General features: G+C 37.3%; 8 protein-coding genes and 1 pseudogene. 7 read left to right on the top strand and 2 right to left on the bottom strand.

Annotated features, from left to right (window positions below; all coding sequences use genetic code 11):
* Positions 1–4: 4 nt before the first annotated feature.
* Positions 5–697, bottom strand: a complete 693-nt coding sequence (modB, locus tag MMG00_RS07300) for a molybdate ABC transporter permease subunit (RefSeq protein WP_242146908.1) — start codon at positions 695–697, stop codon at positions 5–7.
* Positions 698–883: 186 nt separating this feature from the next.
* Positions 884–1,657 (bottom strand): molybdate ABC transporter substrate-binding protein, encoded by a 774-nt coding sequence (gene modA, locus MMG00_RS07295; RefSeq protein WP_242146906.1) that lies wholly within the window; start codon positions 1,655–1,657, stop codon positions 884–886.
* A 370-nt stretch (positions 1,658–2,027) separates the two neighbouring features.
* On the opposite strand from modA, the gene MMG00_RS07290 reads away from it, so the two are divergent.
* From MMG00_RS07290 to MMG00_RS07260, 7 genes and pseudogenes are all read left to right on the top strand, one after another.
* The gene (locus tag MMG00_RS07290) at positions 2,028–3,467 is read left to right on the top strand and encodes an aminoacyl-histidine dipeptidase (protein WP_242146904.1); all 1,440 of its coding nucleotides are present in this window, start codon (positions 2,028–2,030) and stop codon (positions 3,465–3,467) included.
* Positions 3,468–3,619: 152 nt separating this feature from the next.
* Positions 3,620–4,801 (top strand): MalY/PatB family protein, encoded by a 1,182-nt coding sequence (locus MMG00_RS07285; RefSeq protein ID WP_242146902.1) that lies wholly within the window; start codon positions 3,620–3,622, stop codon positions 4,799–4,801.
* A gap of 84 nt (positions 4,802–4,885) precedes the next feature.
* Positions 4,886–6,246: pseudogene (locus tag MMG00_RS07280) on the top strand (IS3 family transposase).
* Positions 6,247–6,712: 466 nt separating this feature from the next.
* On the top strand, positions 6,713–7,711 hold the full coding sequence (locus MMG00_RS07275; RefSeq protein WP_242146900.1) for a sigma-70 family RNA polymerase sigma factor: 999 nt from the start codon (positions 6,713–6,715) through the stop codon (positions 7,709–7,711).
* A gap of 297 nt (positions 7,712–8,008) precedes the next feature.
* Positions 8,009–9,829, top strand: a complete 1,821-nt coding sequence (gene rpoD, locus MMG00_RS07270; RefSeq protein ID WP_242146898.1) for an RNA polymerase sigma factor RpoD — start codon at positions 8,009–8,011, stop codon at positions 9,827–9,829.
* A gap of 128 nt (positions 9,830–9,957) precedes the next feature.
* Positions 9,958–10,923: a tRNA dihydrouridine(20/20a) synthase DusA gene (gene dusA, locus MMG00_RS07265; RefSeq protein WP_242146896.1), complete on the top strand. Its 966-nt coding sequence runs from the start codon at positions 9,958–9,960 to the stop codon at positions 10,921–10,923.
* Positions 10,924–11,024: 101 nt separating this feature from the next.
* The gene (locus tag MMG00_RS07260; RefSeq protein WP_242146894.1) at positions 11,025–12,509 is read left to right on the top strand and encodes a YdgA family protein; all 1,485 of its coding nucleotides are present in this window, start codon (positions 11,025–11,027) and stop codon (positions 12,507–12,509) included.
* Positions 12,510–12,635 lie beyond the last annotated feature (126 nt).

Raw genomic sequence — 12,635 nt, 5'->3', positions numbered from 1 at the left:
GCGACTATTTGAGTCCTAAGCGTTTTTTGTGGGCGCGTTGTAGTACTTCTGAGAAAAAGAGTGCGACAAAAGAGATTGCAATGGCAATAATGCAAAGGCGCATTGTGGCAGCTTCTTGGTTGGGGACTTGGATTAAAGTATACATTGCAAGCGGTAATGTTCTTGTTTCTCCTGGAATATTAGAGACAAAAGTAATCGTTGCGCCAAATTCGCCTAATGAGCGGGCAAAAGCTAAGACTACACCGGCAATAATTCCCGGCATTGCTAAAGGGATTGTGATGGTGAAAAACATTTTAAGGCGAGATGCCCCCAAGCTTCTTGCGGCAAACTCTAGATTTTGATCAATAGATTCAAAACTGATGCGAATAGCTCTTACTAAAAGCGGGAAGGAGACAACGGCGGAAGCAAGGGCCGCGCCTTTCCAGTTAAAGCTAAAGGATATTCCTAAGATTTGATCAATCCACTTCCCCAGATAACCATTTCTGCCCATAGTAATTAATAAAAGGTAACCAATCACGACAGGTGGTAACACAAGAGGTAAATTGATAATGCTATCTAAGACGGTTTTTCCTCTAAATTCTTTGCGAGCCAGTAACCAGGCAAACCAAATACCAAAGGGTAAACTGGCAATAACGGCAACACCACCAATTTTAAGGCTTAAAAGAATAATTGACCATTCATATTCGGTTAATAACATGGAGAAGAATCCTTACTTGATAGGATGAGAAGAGGGAGTAGTATATTGTGGCATTAAGATTTTTTTCTTGGAATAAAAATAGTACTCGCACGACATTTATCAGGCGAATATTTAAAAAGTGCGTGGTTATTTTAAATTAGAAGAGGCATCAAAGTGATGCCTCTTGTTCATAGAGTGCAAAAATAATTATTTGCTAGGTGAAGCAAAGCCATATTTCTTAAAGACTTCTGCCGCATCATCACTTAAAAGATAGTTGTAAAAGCCATTAACAGAGTCATTTGCTTGATTTTTCATAATCGCAATCGGGTACTCGATAGGCTCGTGTAACTCTTCTGGGAAAATCGTGACAGTTTTTACTTTTTCACTCACGCTTGCGTCAGATGAGTAAACAGCGCCAAGATCTGCTTCTTTGACTTCCACTAATAAAAGTGCCGCGCGAACATTTTGTGCTGCCGCAACTTTAGGAGCAACTGTTGCCCAAACGCCTAATTTTTCAAAAGCTTCTTTAGCATAAAGCCCTGCTGGTACGTGATCAGGATCACCTAACGCAATACGAGTGTTTTCAAGTGTTGCTTTCCAGAAATCGTTAGAGCCAAAATCAACCTTATACTCTGTTGTATTGTCTTTATAGGTGATTAAAGCAAGTTCATTTTTAACAATGTTAGTGCGGGTTGCATCATCGATGAGGTTTTTCTCTTCAAGATAGTTCATCCAGCTTTGATTTGCCGAGATAAAAAGATCAGCAGGAGCCCCTTGTTCAATTTGACGAGCAAGATTTGATGAGGAGTCATAAAGCGCTTCAATTTGATCTTTATTACCTGTTTTTTCATAATTTACTTTAATCTCATCAATGGCATTTTGTAGGGATGCAGCGGCAAATACAGTGATATTTTCTGCTTGTGCAAAAAGTGCTGTATTAATGAGAAGTAAGGCTAACGCAGTTTTTTTAAACTTGTTCATAAAATATCCTTTTATTGTTACTTAACCATGCTAAATCGTCTTTTTTAAGAGAGTTTTGCCTAAAATATGACGGAATAAAGATTTAAAATGATGCTAACTTACTGTAAAAGAAGTGATTGTAAAATGTAATTACCCAATGTGATTAGATTGAGGCTCAAACAGGGGATTAAATCAACTCTTTGCATAAAAGCGATTGGAAAATAGTGAGTAACCCTTATAAGATAAGGGAGGCTCTATTAAAAGAGGGCGATAAACAGGCATGCTGGTGTACTATAGTATGTCTATGAAGTTTAAAAGAGAGATCTAGCGTCTTAAATATTTTAGACCATCTATTTAAGACCATTTAAGTTGAACAAGAGAGAGAAATAGCATGATTGAACAGCAAGCACCCCAACTACTTTGGCAGCATTTTGCAAAAATGAGCACAATCCCCCGCCCTTCAAAAAAGGAAGAGGCGATTCGTGCATTTTATCGTGAATATGCAATCTCAAAAGGGCTTGAGTTTAAAGAAGATGCGATTGGAAATATCGTGATTAAGAAGCCTGCTACTAAGGGCTATGAGAATTCGCCAAAGATTATTTTGCAAGGACATGTTGATATGGTTTGTCAAAAGCGTGATTCAAGTGATCATGATTTTGAGAAAGACCCAATTGCCTTACAGATCCAAGGGGAATGGCTTCATGCAACAGATACAACATTAGGCGCCGATAATGGTATCGGCGTTGCCGCTTCAATTGCTATTTTAGAAGATGAAACTGCAGAGCATGGCCCTATTGAAGTATTACTGACGGTGGATGAAGAGCAAGGAATGGGCGGTGTTCATAATATTGCACCTAATTGGCTAGAAGGGGAGTATCTTTTAAATCTCGATAGTGAGAAAGAGGGTGTTTGTACTGTAGGGTGTGCCGGTGGTACTGATATCGTCATTAGTAAAGAACTTCATTATGATCATGAAGCACGAGGCCTTTTCTATGAAGTTGGGGTTGAAGGCTTAAAAGGCGGGCATTCAGGGATTGATATCCATAAAGAGCTTGGTAATGCAAGTCAGTTACTGGCTGAGCTTTTGGCAAATTATGCGCATAGTTCAGCACTTCGCTTAGCATCATTTGCGGGGGGGACACTGCGTAATGCCATTCCTCGTTCTGCAAAAGCCGTTGTGGCAATTCATGAAGCACATCAAGCGGAGTTTGAAGCACATTTAGTAGCTGCTGGTGAAGCGTTGAAAGCGCGTTTAAAAAAGGCAGATGATAATGTGGCGGTGACGTTTAAGGTTGTAGGTGCTAGGGCAACACAAGATGCACAAAGCTCACAACAATGCTTAAACCTTCTGTTATTAGCGCCATGTGGCGTGATCCGTAAATCAGTCGAATTACCAATTGTAGAAACAAGCTGTAACTTAGGGGTCGTCACGATTAATGAAAAAGATGGATTACGTATCGAATTATTGGCGCGTTCAGTAACTAATGGCGGGTTAGATATTGTGAGAACTCGTGCAAAAGCATTAGCGATTATGGTGGATGCTTTTGTTGAAGAAGGGAATGCTTATCCTGCATGGCAGCCAAATCTTGAATCAATCCCCTTTAAAAAGCTCTTAGAGGCATATCAAGTACAAACAGGGGAAGAGATGGTTGTATCTGTCATTCATGCAGGGCTTGAAACAGGGCTTTTAGGTGAGAAGTACCCTCACTTACAAATGGTCAGCTTTGGTCCTACCATTAAAGGCGCTCATTCACCTGATGAGAGAGTTCATATTCCAAGTGTTGCGCGTTTTTATGATTTACTGAAATTACTTTTAAGAAAATTGAAGTAATCTAAAAATTACGCTATCAATAAGACAACGCTGAATATATCCGATGTAAGTTGTGGGGATTACGCTTGTAAAAGAAAGCGATATATTCAGTAATATTCGTTGGTTTTAAGTAGATAATTGACTTGAAATCCTTAAATAGCTGAGAGGAAAAGATGAGTAACTTTAAAAAGATTTATGATTTTGATGAAGTGATTAACCGCAGAAACAATAATTCAGATAAATGGACGGCATATCCTAAAGATGTATTGCCAATGTGGATTGCGGATATGGATTTTCAAGCAGCTGATGAGATCATTGAAGGGTTAACGGCAATGTCTCAAAAAGGGGTTTATGGTTATGGGAAAGCACGGCCTGATCGTTTGCTTGAAGCCGTTATCTATCGTTTACAACGATTATATGGTTGGACCGTCTCTAAAGAGAGCATTGTACTCTTACCAAGCCTTGTTACAGGGTTTAATGTGGCAGCAAATGTTGCATTAAGACGCAATAGTAATGCCAATTATCTCTTTTCTACACCGGCATATCCGCCATTTTTTGCAATTGAAAGTAATATTGGTATGAAAGGAATTGCGGTTCCTTTAAGAGAGACCGTGGAAGGAAATCGCCTCTATTATGATATTGACTTTGAGTTGATGGAAGAGATGGTTACAGCGGATTCTGCAATTTTAATGCTCTGTAACCCCCAAAACCCTTCAGGAAGAATTTTTACGAGAGAAGAGTTAAAGGCGATTGAAGCATTTGCTTTAAAGCATGATTTAATTGTTCTTTCTGATGAGATTCATGCAGAGCTTAATTGGGAAGGGGAGCATATTCCTTATGCGACTTTATCTGATAGCGCTAAAGAGCATGCAATAACATTAATTTCAGCGAGTAAAACATTTAACTTGCCGGGATTAAGTGGTGGCTTTGCCATTATTGAAAATGCAGCGCTTCGAGCAGAGTACGAAAAAGCGATGATGGGCTTTGTCCCAAGAATGAATGTCTATGCGATTAAAGGTGCTGAACTTGCTTTTGATTATGGTGATGAGTGGTTAGCGCAGCTAAAACCTTATTTAATTGCTAATAGAGATTATATTGTTACGGAACTTTCTAAAATTGAAGGTTTAAAACTCGTCAATCCCGAAGCAACCTTTTTGCTTTGGTTAGATTTTGGGGATACCTCATTAGGTAATAATGCCCATAAAGCTTTATTAAATGCCGGCTTAGGTCTCAATGATGGTCGAGCGTTTGGCGTGACAGGGAACTATGTGCGTTTAAACTTTGGTGCACCAAGAGTCTATTTAGAAAAAGCCGTGAAGTTAATAGAGTTAGCATTAGAAGAGGCAAAACCTTAAAAGTCTTTATTGATTAGAGATTGAATAAAACCCGTATTTTGAACTGCACCCCAAAAGTTGGACACAACTTTGGGGTGTTTTTATATGGCTAAATATTCTTTTGATTTTAAATTACAAGTAATTCAGTTTTATCTTGATAATCATGGTTATCAAGCGACTGCTCGCTACTTTAATGTAGAATGCACAACTGTCCGTAAGTGGGTGAAAGCTTATCAGTATCATGGGGCTGAAGGTATAAAACCCAGAACTTCTAAACTTAACTATACGGCTGAATTTAAGCTACATGTTGTAACTTACATGACATTAAATAACCTTTCTATCCGAGAGACTGCTGCATATTTTAATATTCCTGCATTTACTTCTGTATTAGAATGGAAATCTCTCTTTAAAATGGGTGGTTTAGATGCGCTTAAACCACGCCAGAAAGGTCGACCTAATATAATGAAACGTCCCAAAAAGCCAGATAATAGAACAGAGCAGGAAAAGCTGATTGATGAATTAACCGCTGAGCTTCTCTATCTCCGCGCGGAGAATGATGTCTTAAAAAAGTATCAAGAGTTGGAAGAGAGGGAGGAACAGCGAAGGCTCAAACTGAAACAATCGAGGAGTTAAAAGAGAAGCATCCTTTAACACTCCTACTTAAAGTGACCCATCTTGCGAGAAGTAGTTATTATTATCATCGAAAGTCACTCTTCTCTGCTGATCCGGAAAGTGATCTTAAAGCGAAAATATTGTCAATTTATCATGAGAACAAGGGGCGTTATGGCTATCGCAGAATTACAGCAATACTAAGGCGAGAGTTCATCATTAACCATAAGAAAGTCCAGAGGCTAATGAAACAGTTGAACCTAAAATCTTTGATTCGTCCAAAGAAATATCGTTCTTATAAAGGCCAGATTGGAAGAGTTGCTAAGAATCTTTTACAACGTCAATTTACAGCAAGCAAGCCTAACCAAAAATGGGTAACAGATGTTACAGAGTTCAAAGTCAATGGGGAGAAACTCTATTTATCTCCGATTCTAGATCTCTATAATCAAGAAGTTATTAGTTATGAAATTACAAAAAGACCAAAATATGAATTAGTCGAACGGATGTTGGAGAAAGCCTTAACATACTTACAAAGTAGTAAGAGAGGTCGAGAAAAGCTGATCCTTCATTCAGATCAAGGTTGGCAATATCAAATGGCTCAGTATCAACAAAACCTAAAGAAAAACAATATTAAACAGAGTATGTCCCGTAAAGGTAATTGCTATGATAATGCTGTCATAGAGAACTTTTTTGGGATATTAAAATCAGAATTTTTTTACACACAACGGTTTGAATCAGTAGATCATCTTCAAACAGAGCTACACAAATATATTGATTATTACAATCACAAACGAATTAAGCTTAAATTAAAAGGACTAAGTCCAATAGAATATCGAACTCAGTCCTTGTCTTTATAATTTTAAACTGTCCAACTTTATGGGGTCACTTCATTTTAGAATGCGGGTTTTTTATTTAAATAATGATATTGTTAAATAAAAATTTCTAATAGTGCTTTTTGTTTTTATGTAATGGTGCATTGTTCTATATATTAATAACAATAATTTCTGCAATCATTCTTTACAAATTTGTAAATTTTCAATACCCTCAATATTTTATTTAAATATATTATATTAATAACAATATATTTATTGGTGAGATTTTTTTTAATTATATATTAAGCATATAGATATCTAGTAAGGTATCTATATTTTGCTCCTTTACTATATTTTTTGTTTTTACTAAGGTTTTTTCACCCTCTTTTTTATTTACAAAATAGTAAATTTCCACTGTTTTAATGAATAGTCGATAGCTATCATTTATATTAACAATGGCTTATGTCTATGACACATCTGGAAGTGTGTAGATTGATGGAGGAATAACACTATGAAAGATAAGATAGAAGTGATCAAAAGTGGTAAAGAGGCGACAAATAAAAATCTAGTAGTAGATGAAATGCTTCATGATGCTGATTTTGAAGCGGGGAGTGATATTGAAAATGACGAGTTTAATAATATTTTGAAAAGTAGTCAAAATAGCTACTCAGGGCATGAAAATATCCTTTATCGTTACTATTCTGATGTTGGCAAACATCCATTATTGACGGCAGAAGAAGAGCGGGAATATGGCCTTGCTGCTCGAGAGGGGGATATGAATGCCTGGCGTAAGCTTTTTAAAGGGAATTTAAGGCTTGTCATTATGATTGCTCAACGATATCAAAACCAAGGTGTAGAGCTTCATGATCTTATTTCTGAAGGGAATTTAGGGATTATGCATGCGATTAGTAAATTTGAACCAGAAAGAGGTTTTCGCTTTTCAACCTACGCAGTTTGGTGGATTCGGCACTATTTGAGCAATGCGATTATGAATGATGGGAGAACAATTAGAATCCCTATTCATATCAATAAAGCGATTGCGCGTATGCTAGCCGTAAAAAAAGAGTTGTCACAAAAATTACATCGAGACCCAACGATCAGTGAGATTGCTATAGAGATGAATTTAGGGGTGACAGAGGTGATGGACTTGATGGCAAATCATGAGTCAACACTCTCTTTAGATGCCGCAATTAGTCGAGATCAAGATGGTGAGGCTGACTTTTATAATATTGTGTCAGATGAGGTTGCAAGTGATGCCATAGAGGTCTTAATGGGGAGTGAAGAATATACCATTTTAGAATCAACCCTCTCACTCCTAGAGCCGCAATCAAGAAGTGTGATTGAATATCGATTTGGAATTAATGGTAGGCAGAAAAAAACCTTAGAGAGAACAGGAGAGCTGTTAGGCTTAACAAGAGATCAAGTCCGTTACTCTCAAGCAAGAGCATTAGAGATGTTAAAGGAAATTTTTGAACAAAAAGGGATAGAGATAACGGATATTTTAAATTAAAAGGTTATAGTTTTTTTGTAGGGTTAAAGAGGCGGAAATTAAAAATTTTCTAGATGCACTTGAATTATCAATATTCATCACCATATTTCTGTTGTGGGTGGATAAGCAGTCTATGAATAAAACAACAGTGCGCTAGATAACTAGAAATATGAGCTATTTAAATAATAGATTCTTTAAACGACTGTATTTGTTTTTTTCTGAGTATCCGAAATGAGTGAAACATGTTATGATATTCTGCTTGCTGTCTTAAGCAAGCGGTATTCGTGTACTTATAAATTGAGGGTATCATTCTAAATTATGAGCAATCAGTCAGATCAAAAAAAACAAGATCAGCTTAAAAAAGAACAAATTAAAAAGCTTATCGCTTATGGTAAAGAGCAAGGATATCTTACCTATGCTGAGGTAAATGACCATCTTCCAAAAGGAATGGTTGATCCAGAGCAAATCGAAAGTATCATTGCGATGATTGAAGATATGGGAATCTCGGTCCATGAAGAGGCGCCTGATGAAGATACTTTAATGTTAAGCGAGTCTTTAGATAGTGATGATGCTGTTGAAGAAGCGGCTGAAGTATTAGCGAATATCGATGATGAAGAGATCGGACGCACAACAGACCCTGTTCGTATGTATATGCGTGAGATGGGAACTGTTGATCTTTTAACGCGTGAAGAAGAGAAGCAGATCGCAATTAGAATTGAGGAAGGTCTTCATTCTTCATTAAATTCATTAGCTCTCTATGTTCCTGCAACTTATCATTTAATCGATTCTTACCATGCAGCAGTAAAAGAGGAAGGTCGATTAACAGATGTTGTACTTGGCTTTATTGATCCAAGTTTCTATCTTGAAGATGAAGAGAAGGAAGATGAGGAAGTTGAGGTTGATGACAGCGCTAATGGGCCTGATCCAGAAATTTTAGCAACCAAAATTACTGAGTTACAAGCGATTGTAGATAAGCTTAATGCCATCAAAGAGAAAGAGGGCGCAACCAGTAAATCAGATAAAATCAAGGAAGTTCGTGCCGGTCTTCGTGAGAAGTTCATGGAATTCCAATTAGCGCCAAAACTGCAAATTGAGATGTATGATAAGTTGCGCGAGACGATTGATCGTATTCGTCCACTTGAGCGTAAAATTATGCATATCTGTGTGGCTAAAGCTAAAATGCCGCGTACAGAATTCTTAAAAGTTTTCCCAAGAAATGAAGCGAATAAAGAAGTCTTTAAAGATGATGTTTTCAATCGTAAAGCAAAATATGTAGAACCTCTTAAAGAGTTTGAAAAACATATTTATGAGTATCAAGATCGCTTAGCAAAAATTGAAGGGGAAACTGATTTAACGATTTATGAGATTAAAGAGATTAATCGTCAAATCTCAATTGGTGAGGCGCAAGCGCGCCGTGCAAAACGTGAGATGATTGAGGCGAACTTAAGACTTGTAATCTCTATTGCCAAAAAATATACCAATCGTGGATTGCAATTCTTGGATCTGATCCAAGAAGGAAATATCGGTTTGATGAAAGCGGTTGATAAATTTGAATATCGCCGTGGTTATAAGTTCTCAACTTATGCAACATGGTGGATTCGTCAGGCTATCACTCGTTCTATTGCAGATCAGGCGCGTACAATTCGTATCCCTGTTCATATGATTGAGACGATTAATAAGTTAAATCGTATTTCTCGTCAATTGTTGCAAGAGTTTGGACGTGAAGCAACACCGGAAGAGATTGCTGAAGCGATGGGTGAAACAGAAGAGCGAGTACGTCGCGTGCTCAAGATTGCTCGTGAACCTGTCTCTATGGAGACACCGGTAGGGGATGATGAGGACTCAAGTTTAGGCGACTTTATCGAAGACGTCTATGCAGTTTCTCCTATGGAGTCAGCAACAGATGAAGGTCTTAACGATGCAACTCGTGAAGTGTTAGATACATTAACGGCAAGAGAGGCAAAAGTTCTTCGTATGCGTTTTGGTATTGATATGAATACCGATCACACATTAGAAGAGGTTGGTAAGCAGTTTGATGTTACGCGTGAGCGTATTCGTCAGATTGAGGCGAAAGCATTACGTAAGCTTCGTCATCCTAATCGTTCAGAGAGCTTAAAAAGCTTCTTAGATGTTGATTAAGATTCTTTAGAATCTCTGAAAATCCCCGAGCTATTGCTTATATCTCGGGGATTTTTTGTTTTATCATTACGTAGAGATTTGATAAAATTCTCTAACAAATATCTTCTTACTAATAAATATGGAAGCCTATGCAGGTTGAAAAATTTTCTGTAGCGCCAATGCTAGATTGGACAGATCGCCATTGTCGTTATTTTTATAGAGTAATGAGTCATCATGCACTTTTGTATAGTGAAATGGTCACCACAGGGGCTATCTTATATGGTGATCAAGATCGGCATCTCTATTTTGAAGAGAAGGGGCCTGTTGCACTCCAATTAGGAGGCTCGGATCCGACTGATTTAGCAAAGGCTGCTAAAATTGGGGAATCTTATGGTTATAGTGAAATTAACTTAAACTGTGGTTGTCCATCTGATAGGGTGCAAAAAGGTCGATTTGGGGCGTGCTTGATGGAAGAGCCAACGCTTGTTGCTGATTGTTATCAGGCTATGAGTGAAGCGACCTCACTGCCTGTTACGATCAAAACCCGAATAGGCATTGATGATGAAGATAGTTATGCATTTCTTGCAAAATTTATTGATGAAATTTCAGCTAGGGGGTGTGATAATTTTATTTTACATGCCCGTAAAGCTTGGCTTTCTGGTTTATCTCCAAAAGAAAATCGTGAAATTCCGCCCCTTAATTATGAACGAGTTTTTGAAATTAAAAAGCAATATCCTGCGTTGGTGATAGGAATTAATGGGGGCGTTCAAGATCTGCAAGAAGCTAAATCATTATTGCAAAAGGTTGATAGTGTGATGATGGGGCGCTCTATCTATCATCATCCTTATCAAATGAACGATGTAGATCGAGAAATTTATAATGATAATCATGAAGCATTAACGCGGTTTGATGTCATTATGGCAATGGAAGGCTATATTACTAAGCATATCAATCAAGGTGGACGCTTAAATCATATTGCTCGCCATATGTTGGGGCTTTTTCATGAAGTACCCAAAAGTCGATTATGGCGCCGTTATTTAAGTGAGAATATGCATAAAGAAGGGGCTGATTTTAATGTTCTTTTAAAAGCGTATCAGCAGATGATGGGGGAATAGTTTCACTAAAGTGTGATAATTATTCGACGATTTATACAAATATTCAGTATATTACCTATTATAAAGTTATTTATATCAATAATAATCTTCAGGACACTTACATGAAAAAAAGAATTCTTGCCTTAACTTTGCCACTCCTATTTTTAGGTAACGTAAACGCAGCACCCTCTATCGAATTATTTGAGCAAGATTATAAAGCAATTGCAGAAACAGTTTTAGATAGCTCAGGTTTAGCAATCTTCAAAGATCGTGAATTGAAGATAGAAGGCATTACACGTAGTGATAATGTTGCTGATTTTGAAGTCAATAGCAAAATTTCCTTTAATGAGAAGGAAAATCTTCAAATTAAAGAGATTGGTGAAGTTGTTTTCACTAACTACGCTGAGAATAAAGGCGTTGCGACAGTAATCTCTAATAGTGATTATGCTTTACATTCACAAATTGATGGCGTTGATTCTATTTTGATGGAAGTAAAAGGTGTGGCAACACAAAGCCAGATTGATCGTGAGAATCAGCATTTTAAATTTAAAAGTGAATTTCCAACATTAGAAGTGAGTAATCCTGATACTGAGAAGAGAGGTTTTATTCGTATTGAAGGGTTAGTAGGTGAGGGGGATTATGGTTTTAAGGATGATTTTTCTAAAATTGATTCCTTAAAAGGTACTTATAAAACCGGTAATGTCGTCGTAGAAGTGAAAGATCAAGAGAGTGATGTAAAGATTAATGTGGAAGATCTTCTGCTTGATACTGAATTAAACTATGATGAGAAAATCCAGAAATCTGTTTTTGAATTAAATGGGTTAGAAGTTTTAAGTGCGCATAGTGGTGATGAGCAAAAAACGAAGGTAAATCTTGATAAGATCTCTTATCGCACGGGAGCTGAGCTTAGAGATAATGCGCCAACGATCTTTGGAGAGATTGATGTTAAAGAGATTCAAGTAACACCAAAAGGTCGCGATGTTGTTGCAAATTTTGGGGATCTTTCATTTGATCTATTTTTAACGCCGTTAGCTGATAATTTATTTGAGCAGCTTACTGAGGCGGGAATTAATAATTTTAGTAGTTTTGATGATTCCTACAAAAATGCTTTTGCACTCTTTAAGACATATCTTGTAGAAGATACAGCAGTAGAATTTCATATTAATGGTAAGCTTGGTGAACATGAAGCGAAGAAATTCTTAAGTATTACTCCTAATTCAGCGCTTATTGAAAAGCTTGCAACAGTAGATGTTACTGATGATGCGGCATTAGATCAATTATTTGCAGGTTTAGGGTTTTTTGAGTTTGTAAATCAATATATTGCGGCAATCGAGTTAGATGTCACATCGCCAAAAGCTTATATCATTGAGTTTGGTAGTAATGCATTATTAGCAGCAGGTGAGGAAGAGACTATGGATGCAGCTCGTAAGGCAATGCAGGAAGCTTATCAGCAGATGCAGTTGATGGCGATGATGTTAAGCGCTGAAGCGCCATTAATAGAGTTTGTTGCTGATGGGCTTCGTGTTCATATACAATATGAAAATGGTGCTTGGATCGTCAATGGTAAGCCACTTGATCTTGAAGCAATTGCGGGTTTATTAAACTAGTTAGAATGTAATTATATGAGTATCACGATGGTTTAATCGTCGGTATCTCTTCATATAGTAGGGTTATCTTTATCTAGAAGATGGCCCTATAGATAGAATATCGAAGGGAGGCTTGATGTCTCCCTT

Origin of the sequence: Ignatzschineria rhizosphaerae (genome assembly GCF_022655595.1) — a bacterium.
In the GTDB taxonomy this organism is placed as follows: domain Bacteria; phylum Pseudomonadota; class Gammaproteobacteria; order Cardiobacteriales; family Wohlfahrtiimonadaceae; genus Ignatzschineria; species Ignatzschineria rhizosphaerae.
This window is presented reverse-complemented; position numbering and strand designations above follow the sequence as displayed.